This is a genomic window from Pseudomonas sp. IPO3749 (genome assembly GCF_013386605.1).
Lineage (GTDB): Bacteria > Pseudomonadota > Gammaproteobacteria > Pseudomonadales > Pseudomonadaceae > Aquipseudomonas > Aquipseudomonas azotoformans_A.
In genome coordinates this window covers 36936-60840 of record NZ_JACARN010000053.1, presented here as the reverse complement: position 1 = coordinate 60840, position 23905 = coordinate 36936, and the positions used below count along the sequence as shown (strand labels likewise).

Sequence of the window (23905 nt, the reverse complement as noted above, 5' to 3'; positions counted from 1 at the left end):
CGTTGGTTATTTAGCGGATTTCCCCAAGGCCTTGGCCACAAGCTGCTCGTACAGTTCGGCGTAGGGTTCCACCGCCTGGCTCCAGTTGAACGGTTGTGTCATCGCACGGCAGCGCATGGCATTGAGCAGGCCAGGGTAGGCAAATACCTTGAACGCGCGGCTCAAGGCTTCTTTGTAGCTGTCGACCGTGGATTCATTGAACAGAAAACCGGTCACGCCATTTTCGATGGTGTCAGCCAGGCCGCCGGTATTACGTGCAACGGGCAGCGAGCCGAAGCGCTGGGCGTACATCTGGCTCAGGCCGCACGGCTCGTAGCGCGACGGCATGAGCAGGAAATCACTGCCGGCAAACATGCGACGGGCATCAGTCTCATTGAAGCCGATGCGCACACCAATCTGGCCGGGGAAGCGCAGCGCCAGTTCACGCATGGCGTTTTCTTCTTCCGGCTCGCCGCGACCGATAATGGCGATCTGCCCACCTTGCTCGACAATAAAGCTGGCGACGGCTTCGGTCAGGTCCAGGCCTTTCTGGAACACCAGGCGTGAGACCACGGCGAACAGCGGGCCGGTGGATTCACTCAGGCCAAACAGCTCGCGCACCTGGCTGGCGTTGACCGCTTTGCCTTCCCAGTCGCCGATGTTGAAGTTGTGGGTCAGGTGCGGGTCGGTGGAGGTTTCCCAGCTGTCTTCAATCCCGTTGGGAATGCCGCTGAGCAGGCCTTGCTGGGTCTTGCTGGCAAGAAATCCATCCAGGCCACAGCCAAATTCTGGGGTGGTGATTTCCCGGGCGTAGGTCGCGCTCACCGTGGTGATGTGGCTGGAATACGCCATGCCGGCCTTGAGGTACGACATCTTGCCGTAGAACTCCATGCCTTCCTGTTGCAGGGCGTGGGGTGGAATGCCTAGTTCCGGCGTCGAGGCCAGGCTGATCACGCCTTGATAGGCCAGGTTATGAATGGTGAACAGCGTCGGTGTGCGTGACCCACGCCAGTGCATATACGCCGGCGCCAGGCCAGCGGGCCAGTCGTGGGCGTGCACCAGGTCTGGGCACCAGTGGATCTGCGCGAGGTTGGCGGCCATGTCGGCGGCGGCCAGGCCCAGGCGGGCGAAACGAATGTGGTTGTCCGGCCAGTCGCGACCGTTATTGGCGCCGTAGGGCGTGCCCTCGCGTTCGTACAATTCGGGGCAGATCAACACATAGATGACCAGGCCGTCCTTGAGGTCCATGCGCCCGATCTTGCACGGCGGCAGCGCGGCGTGACCACCCAGCTCACCGATGATATGGATCGGGTTATCGCTTTCCATCACCTGCGGGTAACCGGGAATCAGCACCCGCACATCGTGCAGGTGGGCCATGGCGCGGGGCAGGGCCGCGGACACATCGCCCAGGCCGCCGGTTTTCACCAGGTCGGCAAATTCGGAGGTCACGAACAGGACTTTCTTGCGATTAGGATTCTGACTCACGATCGGCCGCACAGTGGTGGGCAGGTCGACCAACGAAGGTCCCCCTACCGGCTGACTGACACGCTCTCCCTGAATATCTACAGCGGCACTGATCATAGTTCTCTCCCACATGTTGGTCGGCTAATGGCCCGCTGCCATTAGCTCCGATGACCGCATCCTGCGGCCAGGCGCACAAGCACTGTACAAACTGGCAAGGCGTATGCCAGTTGCACGGTTAGCCAAAAAAGATTGGATGGACGGGCATTTCGCGTGAACCGCGGGTGCTCGCCTTACCTTAAAACTGGACCTACGGCAGAGTTGGAAAGTTTCGATTTTTTGCGGGGTTTTTGTTTTCGAACGGACCCATCGGTCATGAGTCTAGGACAGATCCTAGAGCTTGTAGGCTTTCTACGGAAATTTTGTAGGACAAAAAACTTGTAACCTTATGCTCTCGTAGAAAGCACCAGGATGTAGTGAGCAGGCTTGCCCTGCGCTGGAGTGCGAAGCGCTCCCATCAGTTCGCCCCAGCGCAGGGCAAGCCTGCTCACCACAAGGTTCAGTGAACACCAAGCGGGTGCGGGCTGCCCTTGAATGGTGCGTCAGCCCAGCTCGCGAATGGGCGTACCGTTGGCCCACGCTTGAATGTCTTCGAGCATCTGGCCGTAGAATTGCCGGTAATTCTGTTCGCTCACATAGCCCACGTGCGGCGTCGCCAGCACGTTCGGCAGGCGGCGGAACGGATGATCCGCCGGCAGCGGCTCCTCGGCGTACACATCCAGCGCGGCTCCCGCCAGGCGTCCGTTTTCCAATGCCAGCACCAACGCCGACTCATCCACAATCGGGCCACGTGCGGTGTTCACCAAGCGCGCGCTGGGTTTCATCCAGCTCAGTGCTTCGGCATCCACCAGCCCACGGCTGCGGTCGCTGAGCACCAGGTGAACGGTGAGAATATCCGCCTGTTCAAACAGTGCTCTCTTGCTGACCCAGGTCACGCCCGATTCCGCAGCGCGTTCCGGCGTGAGGTTTTCACTCCAGGCAATCACCCTCATACCGAAAACCTGGGCAAACTGCGCGACTTTCTGGCCAATACTGCCCAGGCCGAGAATGCCCAGGGTCTTGCCATGCAGATCACCGCCCAGGCCAACCTGCCAATGGCCGGCGCGCAAGGAATTGGCCTCGGCCAGCAGATTGCGGGTAGAGGCCATGATCAGCGCCCAGGTCAATTCCGGCGCGGCGTGTTTATAGCTGTCGGTGCCGCAGACTGTGATGCCCAGCGCCTTGGCGGCGGGAATGTCGATGGCCGCATTGCGCATGCCGCCCGTCACCAGCAGCTTGAGCTTGGGCAAACCTTGCAGCAGGGCCTTGTCGAAGGTAGAGCGCTCGCGCATCACGCAAATTACCTCGAAGCCCTGCAAACGCTCGATCATGGCGGCGGTATCGGCCGGGTAATCGTGCAGGAAATGCACCTGGCCCACGGCCTCAAGCACTGACCAATCCACCACGCCACTGGCCACATTCTGCCAATCATCAATGACTGCGATCTGTACCGACATTCACGAGTGCCTCGAAAAAAGTTGGATTAAAGGGCGTTCAAACCCTGCAACAGCGCTTTATGAAACTGGGCCGGTTCCTCCATCTGCGGTGCATGCCCCAGGCCCGGGAACTCCACCAGGGTGGCATGGGGAATCAGCTTGGCCACTTGCTTGCCCAGCACGGCGTAGTCGCCGAGCTTGGCCTTGACCGCCGGCGGCGCAACGTCCTTGCCGATGGCGGTGTTATCGGACGTGCCGATCAGCAGCAGTGTGGGCATTTGCAGGTTCGTGAACTCGTAGTACACCGGCTGGGTGAAGATCATGTCGTAAATCAACGCGGAGTTCCATGCGACCAGGGTATGCCCTGGGCCGTTGCTCAGGCCGGCGTACATGTCTACCCAACGCTCGTACTCGGGCTTCCAGCGTCCGACGTAGTAGGTGTTGAGTTGATAGTTTCGAATCCCGTCGGCGCTGACCTTCAGCTCACGTGCGTACCATTGGTCGACGGTGAGCGAAGGCACGCCCAGTGCCTTCCAGTCTTCCAGGCCAATCGGGTTGACCATTGCCAGCTGTTCGGTCTGCTCGGGGTACATCAGCGCGTAACGCGTGGCGAGCATGCCGCCGGTTGAGTGGCCGATAACCGTGGCCTTTTGAATGCCGAGTTTTTCCAGCAGTTGATGGGTGTTGGTCGCCAACTGCTGGAAACTGTATTGATAATGGTCAGGCTTGCTGGAGCTGCAAAAACCTATCTGGTCCGGCGCGATCACCCGGTATCCGGCATCGCTCAACGCCTTGATCGAACCTTCCCAGGTGGCGCCGCAGAAGTTCTTGCCGTGCATCAACACTACGCTGCGGCCGTTGGCCTGTCCTTTGGCGGGCACGTCCATATACCCCATCTGCAGGGACTTGCCCTGGGACTGGAATTCGAAATGCTTGAGTGGGTAGGGGTATTCAAAGCCTTGCAGCTCGGGACCGTAGCTGGCGGCAAAGGCGGGTGCGGTGCTGACGGCGAGCAGGCCGGTGATGCAAAAAGTGCGGATCAGGGGCATTGGCAAGGCTCCGAGAAGGGTGCTCGGATGCTGTTGCGGGACGATTAACTGGGGATTAACACCCAGTGCAAGGTCACGGCGGCGAGTACCCCATAACGGACGCTTTTGGCTAAAGTCACCAACAGCAGGAATCGCCACAACGGCTCACGCATCACCCCGGCGACCAAGGTCAGCGGGTCACCAATGACCGGCATCCAACTGAGCAACAATGTCCAATGGCCCCAGCGCTGGTAATGGTTACGAGCCTTGTCCAATTGCTTGTCACTGACGGGAAACCAGCGCCGCCCCTTGAAATGCTCGACCCAGCGTCCAAGCCACCAATTGACCACCGAGCCCAGCACATTGCCCAGCGTGGCAACGCCGAGCAGCAACCACAGGCTGTAATGCCCGCTGAGCAGCAGGCCCACCAGTACGGCTTCCGATTGCAGTGGCAGCAATGTGGCGGCGCCAAAGGCCGCGAAGAATAATCCTAGGTAGCCCGCAATCATTGCGCCGGGTATTGCGCCACCACCACATCTTTGCCTGCACGGGTCAGGCCGATGACTTGATAGGCCTCGCTGCGGCCTTCGACTTCCATGCCCGGTGAGCCCATGGGCATGCCCGGCGCGGCGACGCCCAGCAGGTCATCGCGTTTACGCAAGGCCAGCACTTGCTCGGCGGGCACGTGGCCTTCGACGAACTTGCCGTCAATCACGGCGGTGTGGCACGAACTCAGGCGCGGCGCTACGCCCAGGCGTTGTTTGACGGCGCTCATGTCGGCTTCGACGTGGTCATTGACCTTGAAACCATTGCTTTCCAGATGGCTGATCCACTTTTTGCAACAACCGCAGTTGGCGTCGCGGTGCACGTCGATGGGAATCAGGTCGGCAGCCTGGGCCAGGGTGGTGGTGAACAGGGCTGACAGCAGGGCCAGGCGCAATGTGGTTTTCATAGGAACTCGCGTGTGGGAGAGGGCCGTTGGGATGGCGGCGATCATGACGCCGTCATCGCAGGCAAGCCAGCTCCTACCGGTTGGGAATGTTTCCAAATTATACGAAGGGTGGGTTTTCCAAGCGATGCTTGAGCTGGTCCAGGGCAATGGTCGACAACTCGATCATGCGCTCATGCAAGGTCGCCAGTTGCAGCTCGGTCTCGTAGGTCAATACCCGCTTGAACAGCGTGCCGTCTTGATGGGGCAGCAGGAAGTAGTGAATGGAGCCATCCACGGCCAGGGACGTAAACACCGTCTTGAACTCGCCGGGGCGACGGGCGATCTGCACGCGGTAACTCATCGGGACGCGTACGCCCAGCAAGTCAATGAACTCGGTAAACCGTGCGCCTGCGGGCAGTGAGCCGGTGGTGCCAGTATCGGCACTGAGGGACGTGGGATGCCATTCGTGCCAGCGATCCGGTTGGGTCACATAGTCGTAGACGGCTTCGATAGGGGCTCGGATAAAGCGTTCCTGACTGATCCGCTCCAAACGGACCGACTGCTCGGCAGCTCGCATGGCACACCTCCTGTGTTGCGACTAGGAACTGTCAGAATAGTCCCACTCCCGCACATTGCACGGGAGTGTTTCAGCCGTTTATCACTGCACCTTGAATCGACCCATCAACGCGATCACCCGGCCATTCGCCTCCAGCAGGCTTTGGGTATTGGTTTCAGTGGCATGGCCGCTCTGTACCAGCTCTTCGACCATTTGTCGGATCTGCACCATGCTGCGGTTGATCTCCTCGGTCACCGCGCTCTGCTGCTCGGCCGCTGTGGCGATCTGGGTGCTGAGGTTGTTGATATGGCTGACCGAACCGGCCATTTCATCCAGGCCGGTGTTTACCCGTGCCGTGGCATCCGCCGCCGACTGGCAACTGGCCTGGGTGTTTTCCATGGCGGCCACCGAGGAACTGACGCCAGCGGTCAAACGCGTGAGCATGTCGTTGATCTGCGAGGTGCTGGCCTGTGTGCGTGCCGCCAGCGCCCGCACTTCATCGGCCACCACCGCAAAGCCCCGGCCTTGCTCGCCGGCACGTGCGGCTTCAATTGCCGCGTTGAGCGCGAGCAGGTTGGTCTGGCCGGCAATCGCACCGATTACGCCAAGGGTTTCGGTGATGCGTGCGGCGTCCTGGCGCATGTTTTCCACACTGTGGGTGGCGCTGGACACTTCGCCGATCAAAGCGCTGACGCTGGTGGATGCCTCACCCACCACCACGCGGGAGCGGTCGGCATGCTCATTGGCGCGCTGGGTGAATGCGGCGGTTTCGGCGGCGTTTTGCGCCACGGTGTCGGCGGTGGAGCTCATTTCGGTGATGGCGGTGACCGTCTGATCGGTCTCGGAGGCATGCCGCACCAGGATCTGGTTGGTGTGCGCCGAGGTCCGCTGCAGTTGCTCCAGGCTCGACGACATGGCGCCAGTGGCCTGGGTCACTTCACCGATCATGTTCTGCAGGTAGACAATAAAACGGTTCACCGAATGACCAATCGCGCCCAGCTCGTCTTCGGCACGGATGGTGATGCGTCGCGTCAGGTCGGCATCGCCGGCAGACAGCGCGTCGGTATTGGTTTTCAGCGACTTCATGCGCTGCACCAGTTGGCGGATCGCATACACCGCGAGTAGCACCAGCAGCAACACCATGGGGATTTGCAGCAGGGCCAGGGTGCCGAGTACGTCATCGCGTTGCGCGGTGATCAGCGAGGTGGGCAGGGCGGTGGCGAGGAACCACGGTGTGCCTGCGATCGGACGCATATAGAAGGTGCTGGCCACGCCCTGGTTGTCGAATTCGCTGCGTTGCAGCGCTTGGTCTCGATTAACCAGGGCCTTGCTGACCTGGGCGGCAAACGCCGAGGTACCGGTGAGTTCGCTGATGTTTTTCAACACCACCGGGCCGCTGATCCGCGAACTGTTGCTGATGATCTTGCCATCGCCCTCGACGATCAGCATTTGGCCACCGATGTCTTTTTCTTTGCTGGCCACCAGGTCATTGAAGAAACCCAGGGTCACATCAATGGTGGCAACGCCATAGGGCACGCCATCGCGCTGGATCGCCATGGCGCAGTTGGTGCGCGGCTCCTGGCTGGCGTCGTCCTTGTAAGCGGCGGCCCAAGCGCATTGACCACGCGGGGAGGCCAGGCCGCCTTTGTACCAGCTCTGGTCGTAATAATTGGGGGCGGGGTCGCTGTTCCAGAAGGTATTGACTGCCAGTTTGCCCGAGGCATCGCGGTGCCAGAACGTACTGTGCTTGTTGCGCCCCGGTGTGCGCTGGTTGGGCAACGGCCAGATCCCGCCGCCGAAGACTTTCAGCTCGCCATACTGGTCGACCAGGCCAGGCAGGACCTTGTCGATGGCATCGCTGTCGAGCAACGGGACGGTCTGGGTGATGCTGCGTTGCTGGGACTGAACCTTGTTCAGCTCGCCCTGGATCTGTTCTGCCACCTCGGCGATGCGGTTGAGCACCACCTGTTCTTCGGTGTGACGCAACGTGGGCGCGACCAACTGGCCGATACCCACTACGGTCAACACAAATAACACCAGGACGAACAGCACCAGGAACAGGGTATAGCGGGCTTGGATGGAGCGCAGTGGGGGCATGGGGTCGTCCTTACGAAGCGTTTATGACCGACGTGGCTTTGTTAGAGCTTCGTCGGGATATCGGCTTGGCGAGGAGGAGCTTTAGGTACGATCGTACAAGAAAAGAAGCGCCCGTTGAAGGCGCTCCTTGGCTTAGATATCCAGCATGGCCATGACCGCTTCCGGGTAACGCAGGCCGGCGGTTGCTTCGACGGGGAAGATCGCTTCCAGCGCCGCTAATTCCGCCGGGTTGAGGTGGATCGCGAGGGCGGCCACATTCTCTTCCAAGTACTTGCGCTGCTTGGTGCCAGGAATCGGAATGATGAAGCTACCTTGCGCCAACACCCAGGCCAGTGCGAGTTGCCCGGCGCTCACGCCTTTGTCGGCGGCCAGTGCTTGCACTTGCTTCACCAGTTCCAGGTTTTTGCCGAAGTTCTCCCCCTGGAAACGCGGGCTGAAGCGGCGGTAGTCATCGGCACTGAAATCATCCGGGCTTTGCAGGGCGCCGGTCAGGAACCCTCGCCCCAGCGGGCTATAAGGCACAAAGGCAATGCCTAGGCGCTGGCAGGCGGCAAGGCAGCCGTTGTGTTCTTGATCACGGCTCCACAGCGAATATTCGCTTTGCAAGGCGCTGATCGGATGCACCTTGTGGGCACGCTCCAGGGTGGCGGCGGACGCTTCGCTCAGGCCCAGGTAACGCACCTTGCCCTGTTGCACCAACTCGGCCATGGCGCCGACGGTTTCTTCGATGGCAACCTGCGGGTCGATACGATGCTGGTAATACAGGTCCAGGGTGTCCACACCAAGGCGTTGCAGCGTGCCGTCAATCGCCTTGCGGATGTAGTCGGGGCGCCCGTTGACGCCACGCAGCGCCGGGTTGGCCGGGTCGCGCACGATGCCGAACTTGCTGGCCAGGAACACCTGGTCGCGTTTGCCGGCAATGGCTTTGCCGATCAGTGCTTCATTGCTGTGCGGGCCGTAGATGTCGGCGGTATCCAGGAAGTTGATACCGAGTTCCAGCGCGCGGTGCAGGGTCGCAGTGGCTTCCCGGGTGTCGCTGCCGGGCGTGTAGAAATCGCTCATACCCATGCAGCCGAGGCCGATGGCGGAGACGAGTGGGCCGTTGTTACCGAGTGGACGAGTGTGCATGGGGAGAGCTCCTGCTTGGGAAGGCCTGCATTGTCACGCTCGACAAAATCGGGATAAACCGGCTAAAAGCACTAACACTATTCGGCATTTCTAAATAATCAGCTCAAGGAGCCGGCGTTTGGACCGTTTCAATGCGATGCGCGTGTTCACCCGGATCGTCGAACTGCGGGGCTTTGCCAAGGCCGCCGACAGCCTGCAACTGCCCCGCGCCTCGGTGACCGTACTGATCAAGCAGTTGGAGGCGCACCTTGGCGTGCAACTGTTGCAACGCACCACGCGGCAGGTCAGCCCTACATTGGATGGCGCTGCGTATTACCAGCGCTGCGTGCAATTGCTGTCGGACCTTGAGGAAACTGAAGCGGTTTTTTCCGCCAGTCGGCAGAACCCACGCGGCACGTTGAGCATTGATATGCCGTCGGGCATCGGCCGTTTTCTGGTGATACCCGCACTGCCCACGTTCACCGCACTGTATCCACAGATTGAATTGGAAATCGGCTTGAATGACCGGCCGGTTGACCTGATCCGTGAAGGCGTCGATTGTGTGCTGCGCGGTGGCCTCGCGCTGGATGATTCGCTGGTGGCGCGGCCGCTGGCGATGATGGATCAAATCACCCTGGCCAGCCCCGCTTACCTTGAGCGTATGGGGGTACCCGAAACGCTCGACGACTTGGCCCACCATCAGATGGTCGAATACGTCTCGGCCGCCAGCGGCAAACGGTTTGGCTTGGAGTTTCTACTCGCCTCCCAGTTGCGTACGCTCAACCTGCCAAAGGTGGTCGCGGTCAACAGCGCCGACGGCTACTTCTGCGCTTGCGAAGCGGGCTATGGGTTGATCCAGGCGCCGTACTATCACGCCAGGCAGCGACTGGCCCAAGGCACGCTGGTGGAAGTGCTGCCCCGGTTTGGGGTGCCGTCCATGGCCTTGACGGCGCTGTATCCTCCGCACCGCCAACTGTCCCAGCGCGTACGCGTGTTTGTGGACTGGCTGGTCGAACTCTGCGCCGCTCCCGGCACCGGTTTGCGCCGCTAAGCCTGTGCCTTGCGATAGGCCCCAGGTTGTTGCCCCGTCACCTTGTGAAACGCCCGGGTAAACGCCGCCACCGACTGATAACCCACGGCCAGCGCAACATCCGCCACCGTCTGGTCCTGCTTGAACAACTGGCAGGCATGGCGCATGCGCATCATCAGCAGCACCTGGCCCGGTGACTGTCCACACAGTTCATTGAACCGTTTGAAAAACGCCGAACGCGACAACCCGGTGCAGGCGGCCATGCTTTCCAGGGTCCAGGCATCGGCCGGGTGCGCGATCAACTGTTCCAGCAAACCGGCAAACGCCGGCTGCCGACCCAGTGCCGCCAGGCCGCCGAGTTCGCTGTTGTCCAGCACCTGTTGGCGCAGTACATACAGAAACAGCAGGTGGCAAAGCCGTTCAAGCAAGGCCGAAGAGGGCGCTGGCAAGCGCTGGCATTCTTGCAGGATCAGTTCGAACAGGTTGCGCGCGGCCGTCAGCGAGGGATCGCCCGCCCGCAGGATGATCCACGCGGGCAGGGTGTCGACAATCATCGCCGACAGACCGGACTGGAAGTGAAAGAACCCACACACCAGGCCGACGCCATCGTGGGCGGCACTGTCCAGGGGCACCATGGGCACGCGCGAGCATTCCTGCGCACCCACCGCCGTGGGCTCTCCGGAGAGGCGATATTCCAGGTCGCGCAGCAGGAACACCGCATCGCCGTTGTCCAGCCGATAGGCCGTGGCGTCACCGTCGATATGCAGCCAGCACTGGCCCTGCACGATCAGGTGGAAACTCGCGCTCGCCAGGCCATGGGTGCTCGCATGCCAGTCGCCGCAATAACGACCCACATGGAACAGGCTGGTGTCGAGTTCGAGGCTGTCTAATAACCAATCGACAAGTGCACTGGACGAATTCATCTAATGGAAAGACTCAAGAGCAAGTAATCGCTACTTTAGACTATTGAGGCGATTTTTTATAACCAACAGACTGGATACACGAACTCATCAGGAGACTCCTCCATGTCCCGTCTACCCTTGCTCACCCCTGAAACCGCGCCGGACGCGGCCAAGCCTTTGCTGGAAAACGCGCTGAAAGGCTCGGGTTTCATTCCCAATCTGCTCGCGGTGCTGGCCAATGCGCCCGCCGCGTTGGAAACCTACATCACGGTTTCCGCTTGGAACGCCAAATCTGAACTGGGCCTGGCCGACCGCGAAGTGGTGCAACTGATTGCCGCCACCACTCACGGTTGCGATTTCTGCGTGGCCGGCCACACCGCCGTCGCGCGTAACAAAGCCAAGCTGCCGGAAAGCGTCATCGAAGCCCTGCGTCAGCGTGGCGAGCTGCCCGATGCCCGTTATGAAACCCTGGCGGCCTTCACCCGTGAAGTGATCGCCACCCGGGGTGATGTGAGCGATGCGGGCTATGACGCATTCCGCGCCGCCGGTTACACCGAAGGCCAGGCCCTGGAGGTGATTCTGGGCGTCAGCCTGGCAACCTTGTGCAACTTCGCTAACGTGTTTGCTCGTACTCCACTGAACCCGGAGCTGGCGCAATACCGTTGGGAAAAGCCCGCAAGTTGAAGTTGGCCCACCTGCTGTAAAGGAGAAACAGGAATGCTTGACCCCATCTTGAGCCGTTGGCTCGACATCCAGGCGCAAGCCTTGGACGTGGGCAGTTGCGATCCACAGGAAGTGCTGCCACGGCTGGCAGAGGCCAACGTATTACGCATCGGCGTGCCGACTCACCTGGGCGGCCTGGGCGGTGATGTGGCGGGCGCCGTAGAGGCCATCGCCAACGTTGCCAGCCATTCCCTGGCGGCGGCCTTCGTGTGCTGGGGCCAGCGCTCGTTTATCGAGTATCTGCTGCAGAGTCCCAATGCGCGGCTGCGTGAACAGCTGCTGCCCGATTTGCTTGGCGGCAAGCTGGCGGGGGCGACGGGGCTGTCCAACGCGATGAAGTTCTTGTCGGGCATCGAGGCGCTGCAGATCAGCGCCGAACCGTCCAACGACGGCTGGACCCTCAACGGCCGCCTGCACTGGGTGACCAACCTGCGCAGGAACGGTTTCGTGGCGGCGGCGGCCATTGAGCAGGCGGGCGGTGGTGCGCCGTTTATCCTGGCGATTCCGGACTCGGTGGCGGGTTTGCAGCGTTCTCGCGACCTGGAATTGCTCGGTTTGCAGTCAAGCAATACGGCGGCCCTGGATCTGGAACGCGTGGAGCTGAGTCGCGACTGGCTGCTGCACGAAGACGCGCGCACATTCCTGCCGGCGGTGCGCCCGGCGTTCCTGGGCTTGCAGTGCGGGATGTCCATCGGGTTGGCGCGTCGTTCCCTGGCGGAAGTCGCCAACCACCTGGGCGCGACCCGCACGGTGCTGCGCGAAGAGTTGGAAACCCTGCGCGTGACCCTGGATCATTTGGTCAACGACTTGAAAAGTGGCCTGTTGGCAGGGCGTTTTGCCGCCGAACCGGTGCCGTTGTTCAAGCTGCGCATCGCCCTGGCGGAGACCGCCGCCAGCGCCGTGCAGCTGGAGTTGCAGGCCAGCGGCGGCAAGGCTTATCTCACCGCCCACGGCAGTGGTTTTGCACGGCGTTGGCGTGAATCGGCGTTTGTGCCGATCGTGACACCAAGCCTGGTGCAATTGCGTACCGAACTGCAGCGTCAGGCCAACCTATGACAGCGGCCGTATTGAGTGCCCAGGGGATTTGCCTGGGCTATGCCAGCGGGCTGGTGTTGCAGCACTTCGACCTGCACTTGCAACCCGGTGAAGTGGTGTCGATCCTTGGCCCCAGCGGCGTGGGAAAGTCCAGCCTGTTGCGCGTCCTCGCCGGTTTGCAGGCACCGCAGGGCGGCAGTGTGCGCGTGCTGGGCGAGCCCTTGAACGGTCCTCATCCACGCGTGGCGGTAGCCTTCCAGGACCCGAGCCTGTTGCCCTGGCTGAGCCTGGAAAAGAACGTTGCCTTCGGCCTGGATTTCGCCCGGCAACCCCATCTGAGCGCTGACGAGCGCCGTCAGCGCGTCGATCATGCCATCGCCGCCGTCGGCCTGGAGCATGCGCGGCAGCACTTCCCGGCGCAGTTGTCCGGCGGCATGGCCCAGCGCACCGCGTTGGCCCGCTGCCTGGCGCGCCAGCCCCAGGTGCTGCTGCTGGATGAACCCTTCGGCGCCCTGGACGAAGTGACCCGCGCCGACATGCAGCACCTGTTGCTCAAGGTCAACCGCGAGCAAGGTTCGGCGGCGGTGCTGATCACCCATGACATTGACGAAGCGCTGCTGCTGTCCGACCGCATCCTGCTACTGGGGAATCGCCCGGCGCGGACGTTGGGCGAATGGCTGATCGACCTGCCGCAACCCCGCGAAGAACAGGTGGAAGCCATCGGCGCGCTGCGTATCGAGATCCTTAAAACCCTACGGCAGGCGAGCCGCCCTCAATCCAACCCCCTTGATCTGCTGGAGCCTGCCCATGTGCCTGGATGACCTGACCCATTCGCGCCGCGACTTTCTCAAACTTTCCGCCGTACTCAGCGCCGCCGGTGCCTTGCCGCTGCTCAGCAGTTTGCAAGCCCGCGCCGCCAGCGAGCCGGATGCGCCGGTACGCATCGGCTACCTGCCGATCACCGACGCCACGCCACTGCTGGTGGCGCACAACAATGGCCTGTTCGAAGCCGAAGGCATAAAGGCCGAACGCCCGGTGCTGCTGCGCAGTTGGGCGCAGGTGATCGAGGCGTTTATCTCGGGCCAGGTCAATGTGATTCACCTGTTGTCACCGATGACCGTATGGGCTCGTTATGGAAGCAAAGTGCCGGCCAAGGTGGTGGCGTGGAACCATGTGGGCGGTTCCGGCCTGACCGTGGCGCCGGGCATCACCGATGTGAAGCAACTGGGCGGCAAATCAGTGGCGATTCCGTTCTGGTACTCGATTCATAACGTGGTGGTGCAGCAACTGTTCCGCGACAACGGCCTCACGCCGGTGGCACGGGCGGCGGGCAGTGCGATTGCGGCCGATGAGGTCAACCTGATCGTGTTGCCGCCTTCGGACATGCCACCGGCCCTGGCCAGCCAGCGCATCGACGGTTATATCGTCGCCGAGCCGTTCAATGCCCTGGCGGAAAACCTCAAGGTCGGCCGCGTGCAGCGCTTTACCGGCGACGTGTGGCGCAACCACGCGTGCTGCGTGGTGTTCATGCACGAACACGACCTGGCCAACCGCCCGGAGTGGTCGCAGAAGGTGGTGAACGCCATCGTCAAGGCGCAAGTCTGGACCCGCGACAACCGTGAAGAGGCAGTGAAATTGCTGTCCAAGGACGGCCCGAATCGCTACACCCCGCATGCCGAGCCGGTATTGAGCAAAGTACTCGCACCCGCCGCCGCCGACCGAGCCGCCTACCTGGCAGACGGTGCGATCCAGCACGGGAATTGGGATGAGCACCGCATCGACTTCCAGCCGTATCCATTCCCCAGCTACACCGAGGAACTGGTGCGTCGCCTGAAAGACACCTTGATCGAGGGTGACAAGAAATTCCTCGCTGACCTCGACCCGGCGTTCGTCGCCAAAGACTTGGTGGATGACCGCTTCGTGCGCAACGCCATCGAGGCCGTGGGCGGCATGAAGACCTTTGGCTTGCCGGACGGCTATGCGCGGCATGAGGAGATCAGCGTTTGAACAACCGTGAAATCCCGGGCTGGTTGCTTGGGTTGAGTGGCTTGGCGGGGTTGCTGTTGCTCTGGTGGCTGGGGGTGAAGGTGTTTGGCGCGACGGATGGGTTGTCTGCGCGTTTTTCCCTGGCCGCCACCTTCAGTAGCTTGTGGGAGTTGCTGGGGCGTGGTGAGCTGTATCTGCATATTGCGGTGAGCCTGAAGCGCATCTTTGTCGGGTTGTTCCTGGCCTTGTTGGTCGGCGTTCCGTTGGGGTTGCTGGTGGGCCGTTCGCGCACGCTGGAAGCGGCGACCACGCCGGCCTTTCAGTTCCTGCGCATGATCTCGCCGCTGTCGTGGATGCCCATTGTGGTGATGCTGATGGGGGTAGGCGACCAGCCAATCTATTTCCTGCTGGCATTTGCCGCCGTGTGGCCGATCATGCTCAACACCGCTGCCGGCGTGCGCCAGTTGGACCCGCGCTGGTTGCAGTTGAGCAGCAGCCTGAGTGCGACGCGCTGGGAGACCTTGCGCCGGGTGATCATTCCCGGCGTAGTCGGGCATGTGCTGACCGGCGTGCGTTTGGCCATCGGCATTTTGTGGATCGTGCTGGTGCCGTGCGAAATGCTCGGGGTCAGTGCCGGGCTGGGCTATTACATCCTCGACACCCGTGATCGGCTGGCCTATTCGGAGCTGATGGCGATGGTGTTGCTGATCGGGTTGCTGGGCTTTGCGCTGGACGCGTTGGCGCGCTGGCTGCACCAGCGTTGGGTGCACGCCGGCTGATTGGTCGAGCCAAAGTTTTTCATCGCCTGTAACATGAGCGCCTGTCGGACCTGTTCGCCCTTGCGCGCAGGGCAGGTTCGACGCTTTATTTTTCAGGTTCGGGAACCCGTCATGACACAAAAGCAACGTTTGAAATATTCGATTCTGATTGCCCTGGCCGTACTGGCGACGATGTTTGGCCTGTCCTACTTGCAGAACACCGGGGTTATCAGTGAGAAGACGTTCCAGACCATCGCCATTGCCGTCGCAGTGGTCGTGGTGGTGATCAACGGCATCATGCGCCGCAAGGTCAAGCTCTAAGGCCGATCAGGCGCGACCTTCGAGCACCTTGGCAGCCTCTTCATGGAGGCTGTAGCTTTTATCTGCATTGAGGGTGATCACGCCCTCGCTGCACAGGCGCTTGAGCACCTCGCGCACGCTGAGAAACGACAACGGAATGCCCAGCTCCAGCAGATGGCTGTGCACACCGCGTACCCCGAGGGTGCGCTGGTTGTCGGCGGCAGTGAGCAGGGCGTCGATGACCTTCAGCCGGATCAGGCTGGTGCGCAAGCCAAAACACTTGAGCAGGTGGCGGATACGCTGGTTGCCTTGCTGTTCGGGCGTTTTGCCGAACGCTTGTGCGCCGTTGCCGAAACTGGCCTCGGCAGCCGGTGAATGTCCATCCGTGGGCACTTGCGGGTTGTACATGCAAAAACTCCTTATCAGAGCCTGATCAGGAAAAAAATGAGCGCTCTTGGTTAATAAGACGAACGAGCGAGCAAAATCATGAAGTGCCGGATGTAGAAATTTTGTCGGTATCGGTTTTGTCACATCCGCGCCGCCTTAAATAAACGTGACGTCGCGCTAAATTATTCCTGGTGGTTTGCGTTCTTACGGTGGGGTTATTACCCCTTGTGAGGCGGTTAAATCTGACGGTGGAGTGTGCGTGATTATTTCCAATGGGTTGTCCAGGGTAGGTGTGGCGGGCGTGTTGCTGGGGTTGAGCCTGGCCGCCTCGGCGCGGGAACCGGTGACGCAAGCGTCGGCGGATATCCGGCGCACCAGTTACGGCGTACCGCACATCCGCGCCAACGATGAACGTGGCCTGGGCTTTGGCATCGGCTACGCCTACGCCCAGGACAACCTGTGCCTGCTTGCCAATGAAGTGGTCACGGTGAATGGCGAGCGCGCCAAGTTCTTCGGCCCCGAGCAGGCGACCCTGGAAGAACGCAACAACCTGGCCAGTGATGTGTTTTTCACGTGGCTGAATACGCCGGAGTCGGTCGCCGCGTTCTGGAAGGCGCAAAGCCCGCAGATCCAGCAACGTATCCAAGGTTATGTGGCCGGCTACAACCGTTACCTGAAAGAGCAGGGCGCTCCGGCGCAGTGCCAGGCGGCGTGGGTGCGGCCATTGGTGGCTGAAGACTTGGTCAAGTTGACTCGTAGGTTATTGGTCGAAGGCGGTGTCGGCCAATTCGCTGAAGCCTTGGTGGGTGCGACGCCGCCCCAAGCCACGGCCAGTGTACCGACCGACTCGAAAGCTTTTGAACTGGCCGCCGCCAATCAGCAGCGCTTCGCCTTCGATCGCGGCAGTAACGCCGTGGCGGTCGGCCGTGACCGCTCCTTCAACGGACGCGGCATGTTGCTGGCCAACCCGCACTTCCCGTGGGTGGGCGGCATGCGTTTTTATGAGATGCACCTGACCATCCCCGGCCAGTTGGATGTGATGGGCGCGGCGCTGCCGGGCCTGCCGGTGATCAACATCGGTTTCAACCAGCATGTGGCGTGGACCCACACCGTGGACACGTCCAAGCACTTCACCCTGTACCGCCTGACCCTCGACCCGAAGGATTCCACGCGCTACCTGCTCGATGGCAAATCCGTCGCCCTGGATAAAACCACGGTGACGGTGCAAATCAAACAAGCCGATGGCAGCCTCAAGGGCCAGTCGCACACCGTCTATAGCTCGCAATTCGGCCCGGTGGTGCAATGGCCGGGCAAGCTCGACTGGGACAACCGCTACGCCTTCAGCCTGCGTGACGCCAACCTGGGCAACGACCGTGTGCTGCAACAGTGGTACGCGATGAACCGCGCGGGCAGCCTCGATCAACTGAAAACCTCGGTGCACACCCTGCAAGGTATCCCGTGGGTCAACACCCTGGCCGCCGATGACCAAGGCCAGAGCCTGTATATGAACCAGTCGGTGGTGCCCAACGTCAGCGCGGCCAAACTCGCGCAATGCAGCGACCCCCGTGCAGGCCTGCAGATGATCATGCTCGACGGCGCCCACAGCGCCTGCGCCTGGGACATTGACCCGCGCGCAGCCCAGTCCGGCATTTTTCCGGCCGAGCAACTGCCGCAACTGCAACGCACCGACTACGTGCAGCACTCCAACGACTCGGCCTGGCTGGCCAACCCCAAGGCGCCGCTCACCGGCTTCTCCCCAGTGATCAGCCAGGACCATATCGGCCTTGGCCCGCGCGCGCGTTTTGCCTTGCAACGCCTGCAATCCCTGGACAAATCGATCAGCGTCTCCGACCTGCAAAACATGGTGATGGACAACGAGGTGTACCTGGCGGGCCAAGTCATGCCCGACCTGCTCGCATTCTGCGCCAAACACCTCGGCGCCGACGCCACCGCGCTGCAGCCCCTGTGCACCGACTTGAAAAACTGGGACCAGCGCGCCAACCTCGACAGCGGCATCGGCCTGGTGCATTTCATCAACCTGGTGCAACACCTGCAGCAAATCCCTGACGCCTGGCGCGTCGCCTTCGACCCGGCCCAGCCGCTCACCACGCCACGCGGCCTGGCCATCGAACGCGCGGACGTCGCCAAAGCCCTGCGCGACGCCATGCTGGCGTCCACCGCCGACGTCGCCAAACTCGGCCTCATCGCCAACAGCACCTGGGGTGACCTCCAAGTCTCCGGCCAAACCCCGATCCACGGCGGCCCGCAAGAGCTGGGAATCTACAACGCCATGCAAACCGTGCCCCGCGCTGACGGCAAGCGCGAAGTCGTGAGCGGCACCAGCTACCTGCAAATCGTCACCTTCGACGACCAGGGGCCCCATGCCCAAGGCGTACTCGCGTTCTCCGAGTCCAGCAACCCAGCGTCCAGACACGCCAAGGACCAGACCCAAGCCTTCTCCCAGAAAAAACTGAGCCCGCTGCCCTTCACCGAAGCGCAAATCAAGGCCGACCCGCAGTACCAACAACTCCTCATCAAGGAGTAGGGCAGCCCCGCAACCCCTTGATGCCAATACGAAATATTTTTGAAATCAAGGGGTTGCACGCTTTGGCAAATACGTACATAATGGCGCCCATCGAACGCAACGAAGCATTAAAAACTTCAATGTATTCAATGAGTTAGAGTAGAGGCAGGGTTTTATAGCCCACTCAAGTTTTTACGCGGTGAGTGTCAGCAGCCAGGGCATTGATCGTTTGAGGCCGAGTAGCAAAATGGTTATGCAGCGGATTGCAAATCCGCCTACGCCGGTTCGATTCCGACCTCGGCCTCCACTCTTAGAAACCCCGTAGATTAACGTCTACGGGGTTTTTTATTGGCTTTGAAAAAGTTTTGGAAGTCTGGCGCGTTAGGAGTTGACTCTGAAACGCCTTGCCATTGCGTAAGGCTTGCTGCCGTTCGTCCAGTACATCGCACTCGCTGACCACTGCCTGATCCCATGTTTAAGCGCCGATATCCCGAGCGTAAGAACGGAGAGCCAGCATGGAAATCAATGAAAATGCCCCTGGGAATATTTCTCAGCAGGATGTAACCCGCGGCACCGACAATGAGACAGGGCACGATCCGAAGCGCGATGAGGAGAGTGTTCCGTTGCCGCCGGACGATGACGCGCCTCTTGAAGAGGACATGTCGGATGTAGACGCTGCTGATTCAGTGGCGAGCGAGCATCCCGACAACTGAACATTTGTAATTCCATGAGCCCGACCGCTGCGTCGGGCTTATAGGACCTGAGACCTGACGATCCTCTGGCCTTTGACCTCACCTGCATACGCCCGTAACTTCTCCTGCTGCGCCGCCAGCAACGCGCAAATCTTCATCAATGCCACCGCCTCATCCGGCGTCCTGCCGCTGGCCGCCAACGTAGTCAGCTCCACCACCGACCACCCAATCACCGCCGCCGCATCTTCCAGGTCGTAGAACAATTCCTGCTGCGCCGTCCTGGGCCCGTCGACGCCTTTTATCAACTCATCCATTTAGGCTCCTCGCCGCTTGAGTTCAAGCCCCATCACATCCATTCCAATTTCAGCCAGGTCCGTCTTGAACGGAGTTTCTCCAATCCACTTGAACCCAGACGCCTCATAAAACCGTCGTGCATCGTGATTGGACTTGAGCACCGTCAGCCACAGCGAGCGTTCACCACGCTCTACAGCCTGGTCGCAAATGAACTGCATAAATCGCTTCCCATACCCGCGCCCGGCGGCGGATTTTAGAAAGTAGATCTTGCGCAGTTCTGCGCCAACTTCACCCGTTACAGGCGCCGGCGCCGACCAGTTGACCTTTGCCAGGCCGACGACTTGCGCGTCGTCAGCTGACGCGAGTAGCCATAGAGGGCTGTCGGATGCTTCGAGCGATTGGCGCAGCGCTTCGTGGGAAAAGTCCCGATCCAGGAACGCCTGCAATCCGCCGGGCGACCAGATCTGCGCAAAGTGTTCTCGATAGGTGGTGCAGCCGACTTCGCGCAGGGCTTCAAGATCGGCTGGGGTCGCTGGATAGATACGGAGCATGGTGGTTCTCGTGTCAGTCGGTTGCCAGGCGGTGATCATGCGACATTTGCGCTTAAGGAATGAGGCTGTCGTCGAAATCTTCACGTTCGATGGTTGTATAAGCTTGCTCGCGAATCCCGCCTTCGGAATAGGTACAAAGCCGCCGTGTGGCTTTTTTTCCCTGCGGACGCACGACCACTCCCTCGCTCATCTCGGGGTCGTTGGGTTCTCCGGGGGTAAAGTTGGTGCGCACCATACGGTCGAAAACGGCGTAGGTTACCCCATGATTGGTAAAGCGCAGATGGGCTTCGCCTCCACCGGAGTAGGCCGTGGAACTGAGCCAGAAGTGACCCTTCGGTGGGCTCGGTTTTTCGGGGTAGCTCAACTCGATTTTGCCGGGCGTACCAAATCGGTATTGCACATAGCCGGTTGTCGCTGAGAAATCGCGCGATGCGCAAACCGAGATCATTTTCGGCCCGGAGTCGCAGCCGAACAACAGTGTTTCTTGCGTCTTGCACAGATAGTTCTGTTCCGACGTCCCCGCAAGCGCATCGAGCGCAATGGCACCCATCGTCAGGAAGCAAATGCCCTTTAGCATCGTGACGTTAATCCCCATGAGTTATCCCGTTTTTTCAATGGAGCCGTTATCAGTATTTATTCTGGTTAAAGGCTTGATGACGCAGTGTGTGTTCCCAGCCAAGCGTGTGCAAATGTCTCACTTGCCCCCAGTCACATCAAGAAAGGTCCCGGTAATAAACGACGCCTCTTTACCTGCCAGTCACAGTATGGCCCGCGCCACTTCTTCGGGCTCGCCACCCCGGCCCATCGGGATGCTGTCCTTGACGCGGTCCACGCGACCCGGTTCTCCGCCGCTGGCGTGCATTTCGGTGTAGATATGCCCTGGGCGAACGCAGTTGACGCGGATGCCTTCGCGCGCGACTTCCTTGGAGAGACCGATGGTGAAGGTTTCCAGTGCTCCCTTCGACGCTGCATAGTCGACATACTCGTTCGGGCTCCCCAATCGCGCGGCGCCCGATGAGACGTTGATCACGCTGCCGCCGTTGCCATTGTGTCGAAACGACATGCGCTTCACGGCTTGCTGCGCGCAGAGCATCGGGCCGAGCGCATTGATCGCGAAGATGCGTTGCATGCGGGAAAAGTCGAGGTCTTCAAAGCGCGATTGACGTGCAATGATCGCGGCGTTGTTGACCAGAACGTCGATGCGGCCAAACGTCTCGTCGAGGGTGTTGAACAGGTGCGCGACCTGTTCCGGGTCGGCACTGTCGGCGCGCAGGGCCAAGGCGCGTCGTCCCATTGCTTGTACCTCAGCCACCACGCCGAGTGCGGCGGCCTCGTTGTTGATGTAGCTGATGGCGACGTCATAGCCTTGCGCCGCCGCGAGCCGGGCCGTTGCCGCGCCCACGCCTCGGCTTCCACCGGTGATCAGAATCAGAGGGGGTGAAGTATCGTTAGCCATGTCTTGAACCTTTTTATGAAGGAGATGAATTCAGCCAATCAACATTGTGCCGGTGGCAATGACCGCGCACGTCAAGACCTTGCGCACGCTCAGCGATTCGCCCAGGAAGAAGTAACCGATCAAGGCCGCAAAGACCACGCTGGTTTCGCGCAAGGCCGAAACCACTCCCATGGGCGATTCAGACATGGCGTAAATGACGATGCCATAGGCCAGCAGGGAGACCAGCCCACCCAGTAAAGCTGTGATGAAACCCGGACGCGGCGCTAATAGACTTCGCGTGCCGCGCAGACTGATGTAAACCAATGGCATCAGTATGCCCCAGAGGGCGCACATCCAGGCGGTATAGGCCAGCGGTGCGCCGGAGAGACGCGCGCCTATGCCGTCGGTCACGCTGTAGGCCGCAATGAATACCCCCGTACCCAAGGCGTAAGGCAAGCTGGGCACCGCGAGCCTGCGCTGTCTGAAGGCCAGTGAAATAATGCCGCCCGACACCAGCGCAATGCCGAATAAGGCGCTGGTGCCCACGGTCTCGCCAGCAAACGCCAAGGCGAACAATGTGATCAGAATGGGCGAGGAGCCACGGGCAATCGGGTAGGTTTGCCCGAGGTCACCGACTTTGTAGCTGCGCACCAAAAACAGGTTGTAGCCAACGTGCAAGACGCCCGAGAGCACCGCGTAAGGCCAACTGGCGGAAGCCGGCGCCGGGAGGTATAGCGCAACGCCGCTGCTGACAATGGCCACCGCCAGGCACATCACGGTCATTGACCAAAGCCGGTCGCTGCCGACACGCAACAGCGCGTTCCAGCTGGCGTGCAAGAGGGCGGCGAAGAGGACGAGTAATACGATAGGAAAGGACATACGCCATGTTAAGCACCCCGGCGGCTGGACAACAGCGAAGTCCCTTCATCCTGGTATGAGCCATTGCTCATGGTACTAACGATACTGTTGTTGGGCCTGGGTCGACTGCGCCATCAACCAGTTACGAAAGCTGACGATATGGGGCTGTGTTTCTATTCCTTTGGGGCAGACAAAGTAATAGGCGACCGGTGAGGCGAACGGCACATCGAACAACCTGATCAGGCTGCCGTCGTTGATCTCGGCCTCAACGTGGCCGCTACGGGCCAAGGCAATACCCTGGCCCAGCAAGGCGGCTTCTATGGTTATGTTGGTGTCAGCAAACCTGACACTTTCCTTGAACGGCGAAACGCCCACGCCGACGTGCTCGAACCAGGCCTCCCATTTGGGCACCAGGTCTGCGCCGTCGCGTGTCAGGAGTGGGTAACGCAACAATTCGGCGGGCTCGTGCGGGGTGCCAAAGCGCTTGAGCAGGTCAGGGCTGGCGACAGGGAAAATCTGTTCCCTGAGCATGAACTCCGAATGTAAGGCGGGGTAATGACCGTTGCCCAGGCGAATCGCGACATCTGAATCCGTGCTGGAAAACGTGATCGCCTTGTCGCTGGTCTCCAGGGTAATCAGAATCTGCGGATGCTGTTGCGACAAGCCTGGCAACCTGGGCAGCAGCCATTTCAATGCAAAAGAGTAGGTGGTGCTGACTTTGAGGCGGACCCTGCCTTTTTGCTCCCTGAGGTCGGTCAACGTGGCGTCCAGGTTCATGAAAAACTCGCGCACGATGGGCGCCAGTGCCGCCCCGGCCGGGGTCAATTGCAGCGACTTGCCGCGCTGGAAGAGCTGTAAACCCCACAGGTCTTCAAGGTGCTTGAGTTGATGGCTGACGGCGCTTTGGGTCACATGCAGCTCTTGCGACGCGGAAGTGAAGGTCGTGTGTCGGGTCGCGACTTCGAACGCGCGAAGCGTGGCAGTAGGGGGTAGATCTCTCATTGGTGGGTCCCGGCGAGCCTTCCGGCAATCAGTTTCCATGAGTGGAGGCTCATGCTAGTCCAATGGCGTGCTCTCATCAAAGCCTGGAAGCCTGGCGTTGTGAATTGTTGTGAAGCACGGATTACTGGCCCATTGCCCATGCTAACGTCCGCTTCGGGCTGTCGTCAGCACGACGATTGCATTCGTTCCACCAGGGGAGCAGCGCCGATGTCTACTACCGTAACGCCCGCCGGCAGCGGGGCAAATACACCTAAAGCATCACCTTCGGTGTTCGACGACAAGTTGAACATTGCCAAGTCCAGCAAGGTCATTGCCGACTACATGCGCCAGACCGGCAAGTCGGCCATCACCAAGCAGGAACTGACCCAACTGGCCAACAACGCCTCTGGCAAAGTGCCGGCCGAGGTCTCTGATGCGGCCAAGTACATGGAGCGTCACCCCGATGTGTTCACCGCCATTGAAACCCACGACGTACCCGGCGCCGATAACCTCTCGGGCGTGTGGAACTTCGACTGGGCGGCCAATGGCGGGCTGAAAGGCACCGCCACCGATGCCATTGCCAAGATGCAGGATACGTTTGATTTTGCGATTGCCAAATCGGCGCAAATCACTGAAATCAGCACCGGCAAAAAAGCCGAACTGGATTCGACCAAGCAGCGCCCGCAAAACTGACGACGCCTTGTACCGCGGGGCTTACAAACCCTACCATCAGGTTACACGATAGCCGTGACGCA

General features: G+C 60.7%; 25 protein-coding genes, 1 tRNA gene and 1 pseudogene. 11 read left to right on the top strand and 16 right to left on the bottom strand.

All coding sequences use genetic code 11. The annotated features are described in order from the left end of the window. Positions 1-6 precede the first annotated feature (6 nt). From glgA to HX812_RS20955, 8 genes are all read right to left on the bottom strand, one after another. Positions 7-1560: a glycogen synthase GlgA gene (glgA, locus tag HX812_RS20990; RefSeq protein WP_080642373.1), complete on the bottom strand. Its 1554-nt coding sequence runs from the start codon at positions 1558-1560 to the stop codon at positions 7-9. 482 nt (positions 1561-2042) lie between these two features. Further along, entirely contained in the window at positions 2043-2996 is a 954-nt protein-coding gene (locus tag HX812_RS20985; RefSeq protein ID WP_038844615.1) for a D-2-hydroxyacid dehydrogenase family protein, read from the bottom strand. A 26-nt stretch (positions 2997-3022) separates the two neighbouring features. Further along, complete coding sequence (locus tag HX812_RS20980; RefSeq protein WP_038844613.1) at positions 3023-4024, bottom strand: alpha/beta fold hydrolase; 1002 nt, start codon at positions 4022-4024, stop codon at positions 3023-3025. 44 nt (positions 4025-4068) lie between these two features. Next, positions 4069-4512: a YqaA family protein gene (locus tag HX812_RS20975; RefSeq protein WP_038844611.1), complete on the bottom strand. Its 444-nt coding sequence runs from the start codon at positions 4510-4512 to the stop codon at positions 4069-4071. After that, complete coding sequence (locus tag HX812_RS20970) at positions 4509-4955, bottom strand: DUF411 domain-containing protein (RefSeq protein ID WP_038844609.1); 447 nt, start codon at positions 4953-4955, stop codon at positions 4509-4511. The genes HX812_RS20975 and HX812_RS20970 overlap by 4 nt, the downstream gene beginning before the upstream one ends. 97 nt (positions 4956-5052) lie before the next feature. Next, positions 5053-5511, bottom strand: a complete 459-nt coding sequence (locus HX812_RS20965) for an SRPBCC family protein (RefSeq protein ID WP_038844606.1) — start codon at positions 5509-5511, stop codon at positions 5053-5055. Between the two features lie 81 nt (positions 5512-5592). After that, positions 5593-7587 carry a methyl-accepting chemotaxis protein gene (locus tag HX812_RS20960; RefSeq protein ID WP_038844604.1) on the bottom strand — a complete coding sequence of 665 codons (1995 nt, stop codon included), beginning with the start codon at positions 7585-7587 and terminating at the stop codon, positions 5593-5595. Positions 7588-7719: 132 nt separating this feature from the next. Continuing rightward, positions 7720-8715, bottom strand: coding sequence for an aldo/keto reductase (locus HX812_RS20955; RefSeq protein WP_038844601.1), 996 nt, complete (start codon positions 8713-8715; stop codon positions 7720-7722). A gap of 118 nt (positions 8716-8833) precedes the next feature. On the opposite strand from HX812_RS20955, the gene HX812_RS20950 reads away from it, so the two are divergent. Further along, positions 8834-9745, top strand: a complete 912-nt coding sequence (locus tag HX812_RS20950) for a LysR family transcriptional regulator (protein ID WP_033903029.1) — start codon at positions 8834-8836, stop codon at positions 9743-9745. On the opposite strand, the gene HX812_RS20945 is transcribed toward HX812_RS20950, so the two are convergent. Then, positions 9742-10647, bottom strand: coding sequence for an AraC family transcriptional regulator (locus HX812_RS20945; RefSeq protein WP_038844599.1), 906 nt, complete (start codon positions 10645-10647; stop codon positions 9742-9744). The genes HX812_RS20950 and HX812_RS20945 overlap by 4 nt on opposite strands. Before the next feature lie 102 nt (positions 10648-10749). On the opposite strand from HX812_RS20945, the gene HX812_RS20940 reads away from it, so the two are divergent. From HX812_RS20940 to HX812_RS20915, 6 genes are all read left to right on the top strand, one after another. Beyond that, positions 10750-11310, top strand: a complete 561-nt coding sequence (locus HX812_RS20940; protein ID WP_038844597.1) for a carboxymuconolactone decarboxylase family protein — start codon at positions 10750-10752, stop codon at positions 11308-11310. A 33-nt stretch (positions 11311-11343) separates the two neighbouring features. Continuing rightward, complete coding sequence (locus HX812_RS20935) at positions 11344-12405, top strand: acyl-CoA dehydrogenase family protein (protein ID WP_038844595.1); 1062 nt, start codon at positions 11344-11346, stop codon at positions 12403-12405. Continuing rightward, positions 12402-13205 carry an ABC transporter ATP-binding protein gene (locus HX812_RS20930; RefSeq protein WP_038844594.1) on the top strand — a complete coding sequence of 268 codons (804 nt, stop codon included), beginning with the start codon at positions 12402-12404 and terminating at the stop codon, positions 13203-13205. Before HX812_RS20935 ends, HX812_RS20930 begins: the two co-directional genes overlap by 4 nt. Continuing rightward, positions 13192-14391: an ABC transporter substrate-binding protein gene (locus HX812_RS20925; RefSeq protein ID WP_038844591.1), complete on the top strand. Its 1200-nt coding sequence runs from the start codon at positions 13192-13194 to the stop codon at positions 14389-14391. Before HX812_RS20930 ends, HX812_RS20925 begins: the two co-directional genes overlap by 14 nt. Positions 14392-14402: 11 nt before the next feature. Beyond that, positions 14403-15149, top strand: coding sequence for an ABC transporter permease (locus HX812_RS20920; RefSeq protein ID WP_371317959.1), 747 nt, complete (start codon positions 14403-14405; stop codon positions 15147-15149). Positions 15150-15260: 111 nt separating this feature from the next. Next, positions 15261-15449, top strand: coding sequence for a hypothetical protein (locus tag HX812_RS20915; protein ID WP_010210250.1), 189 nt, complete (start codon positions 15261-15263; stop codon positions 15447-15449). Positions 15450-15455: 6 nt separating this feature from the next. Here the strand turns inward: HX812_RS20915 and HX812_RS20910 are convergent, their stop codons facing one another. Continuing rightward, the gene (locus HX812_RS20910) at positions 15456-15836 is read right to left on the bottom strand and encodes a fe2+ zn2+ uptake regulation protein (RefSeq protein WP_033903021.1); all 381 of its coding nucleotides are present in this window, start codon (positions 15834-15836) and stop codon (positions 15456-15458) included. A gap of 238 nt (positions 15837-16074) precedes the next feature. On the opposite strand from HX812_RS20910, the gene HX812_RS20905 reads away from it, so the two are divergent. The 3 genes from HX812_RS20905 to HX812_RS20895 all read left to right on the top strand — a co-directional run bounded on the left by HX812_RS20905 (position 16075) and on the right by HX812_RS20895 (position 19052). After that, positions 16075-18360 carry an acylase gene (locus HX812_RS20905; protein WP_038844589.1) on the top strand — a complete coding sequence of 762 codons (2286 nt, stop codon included), beginning with the start codon at positions 16075-16077 and terminating at the stop codon, positions 18358-18360. A gap of 212 nt (positions 18361-18572) precedes the next feature. Beyond that, a tRNA-Cys gene (locus HX812_RS20900) sits at positions 18573-18646 on the top strand. 208 nt (positions 18647-18854) lie between these two features. Further along, positions 18855-19052, top strand: coding sequence for a hypothetical protein (locus HX812_RS20895; protein ID WP_038844587.1), 198 nt, complete (start codon positions 18855-18857; stop codon positions 19050-19052). A gap of 38 nt (positions 19053-19090) precedes the next feature. On the opposite strand, the gene HX812_RS20890 is transcribed toward HX812_RS20895, so the two are convergent. The 6 genes and pseudogenes from HX812_RS20890 to gcvA all read right to left on the bottom strand — a co-directional run bounded on the left by HX812_RS20890 (position 19091) and on the right by gcvA (position 23171). Then, positions 19091-19345 carry a hypothetical protein gene (locus HX812_RS20890; RefSeq protein ID WP_038844584.1) on the bottom strand — a complete coding sequence of 85 codons (255 nt, stop codon included), beginning with the start codon at positions 19343-19345 and terminating at the stop codon, positions 19091-19093. Then, positions 19346-19876 carry a GNAT family N-acetyltransferase gene (locus HX812_RS20885; protein ID WP_038844582.1) on the bottom strand — a complete coding sequence of 177 codons (531 nt, stop codon included), beginning with the start codon at positions 19874-19876 and terminating at the stop codon, positions 19346-19348. 52 nt (positions 19877-19928) lie between these two features. Further along, positions 19929-20471, bottom strand: a complete 543-nt coding sequence (locus HX812_RS20880; protein ID WP_050572406.1) for a hypothetical protein — start codon at positions 20469-20471, stop codon at positions 19929-19931. Between the two features lie 99 nt (positions 20472-20570). Beyond that, a pseudogene (locus tag HX812_RS20875) lies at positions 20571-21332 on the bottom strand (SDR family oxidoreductase). A gap of 30 nt (positions 21333-21362) precedes the next feature. Further along, on the bottom strand, positions 21363-22190 hold the full coding sequence (locus tag HX812_RS20870) for a DMT family transporter (RefSeq protein WP_038844579.1): 828 nt from the start codon (positions 22188-22190) through the stop codon (positions 21363-21365). Positions 22191-22265: 75 nt separating this feature from the next. After that, positions 22266-23171 (bottom strand): transcriptional regulator GcvA, encoded by a 906-nt coding sequence (gcvA, locus tag HX812_RS20865; RefSeq protein WP_038844577.1) that lies wholly within the window; start codon positions 23169-23171, stop codon positions 22266-22268. A gap of 207 nt (positions 23172-23378) precedes the next feature. Between gcvA and HX812_RS20860 the strand changes: the two genes are divergently transcribed. Further along, the gene (locus tag HX812_RS20860; protein ID WP_033903010.1) at positions 23379-23843 is read left to right on the top strand and encodes a hypothetical protein; all 465 of its coding nucleotides are present in this window, start codon (positions 23379-23381) and stop codon (positions 23841-23843) included. Positions 23844-23905 lie beyond the last annotated feature (62 nt).

What these genes read in the sequence shown, in the direction of transcription:
- HX812_RS20965 (WP_038844606.1), bottom strand. Translation starts at nt 5,511, where the DNA reads ATGCGAGCTGCCGAGCAGTCGGTCCGTTTGGAGCGGATCAGTCAGGAA.
- HX812_RS20945 (WP_038844599.1), bottom strand. Translation starts at nt 10,647, where the DNA reads ATGAATTCGTCCAGTGCACTTGTCGATTGGTTATTAGACAGCCTCGAA.
- HX812_RS20955 (WP_038844601.1), bottom strand. Translation starts at nt 8,715, where the DNA reads ATGCACACTCGTCCACTCGGTAACAACGGCCCACTCGTCTCCGCCATC.
- HX812_RS20895 (WP_038844587.1), top strand. Translation starts at nt 18,855, where the DNA reads ATGGAAATCAATGAAAATGCCCCTGGGAATATTTCTCAGCAGGATGTA.
- glgA (WP_080642373.1), bottom strand. Translation starts at nt 1,560, where the DNA reads ATGATCAGTGCCGCTGTAGATATTCAGGGAGAGCGTGTCAGTCAGCCG.
- HX812_RS20975 (WP_038844611.1), bottom strand. Translation starts at nt 4,512, where the DNA reads ATGATTGCGGGCTACCTAGGATTATTCTTCGCGGCCTTTGGCGCCGCC.
- HX812_RS20980 (WP_038844613.1), bottom strand. Translation starts at nt 4,024, where the DNA reads ATGCCCCTGATCCGCACTTTTTGCATCACCGGCCTGCTCGCCGTCAGC.
- HX812_RS20935 (WP_038844595.1), top strand. Translation starts at nt 11,344, where the DNA reads ATGCTTGACCCCATCTTGAGCCGTTGGCTCGACATCCAGGCGCAAGCC.
- HX812_RS20870 (WP_038844579.1), bottom strand. Translation starts at nt 22,190, where the DNA reads ATGTCCTTTCCTATCGTATTACTCGTCCTCTTCGCCGCCCTCTTGCAC.
- HX812_RS20910 (WP_033903021.1), bottom strand. Translation starts at nt 15,836, where the DNA reads ATGTACAACCCGCAAGTGCCCACGGATGGACATTCACCGGCTGCCGAG.
- HX812_RS20940 (WP_038844597.1), top strand. Translation starts at nt 10,750, where the DNA reads ATGTCCCGTCTACCCTTGCTCACCCCTGAAACCGCGCCGGACGCGGCC.
- HX812_RS20925 (WP_038844591.1), top strand. Translation starts at nt 13,192, where the DNA reads ATGTGCCTGGATGACCTGACCCATTCGCGCCGCGACTTTCTCAAACTT.
- HX812_RS20930 (WP_038844594.1), top strand. Translation starts at nt 12,402, where the DNA reads ATGACAGCGGCCGTATTGAGTGCCCAGGGGATTTGCCTGGGCTATGCC.
- HX812_RS20960 (WP_038844604.1), bottom strand. Translation starts at nt 7,587, where the DNA reads ATGCCCCCACTGCGCTCCATCCAAGCCCGCTATACCCTGTTCCTGGTG.
- HX812_RS20970 (WP_038844609.1), bottom strand. Translation starts at nt 4,955, where the DNA reads ATGAAAACCACATTGCGCCTGGCCCTGCTGTCAGCCCTGTTCACCACC.
- gcvA (WP_038844577.1), bottom strand. Translation starts at nt 23,171, where the DNA reads ATGAGAGATCTACCCCCTACTGCCACGCTTCGCGCGTTCGAAGTCGCG.
- HX812_RS20860 (WP_033903010.1), top strand. Translation starts at nt 23,379, where the DNA reads ATGTCTACTACCGTAACGCCCGCCGGCAGCGGGGCAAATACACCTAAA.
- HX812_RS20985 (WP_038844615.1), bottom strand. Translation starts at nt 2,996, where the DNA reads ATGTCGGTACAGATCGCAGTCATTGATGATTGGCAGAATGTGGCCAGT.
- HX812_RS20915 (WP_010210250.1), top strand. Translation starts at nt 15,261, where the DNA reads ATGACACAAAAGCAACGTTTGAAATATTCGATTCTGATTGCCCTGGCC.
- HX812_RS20880 (WP_050572406.1), bottom strand. Translation starts at nt 20,471, where the DNA reads ATGGGGATTAACGTCACGATGCTAAAGGGCATTTGCTTCCTGACGATG.
- HX812_RS20885 (WP_038844582.1), bottom strand. Translation starts at nt 19,876, where the DNA reads ATGCTCCGTATCTATCCAGCGACCCCAGCCGATCTTGAAGCCCTGCGC.
- HX812_RS20890 (WP_038844584.1), bottom strand. Translation starts at nt 19,345, where the DNA reads ATGGATGAGTTGATAAAAGGCGTCGACGGGCCCAGGACGGCGCAGCAG.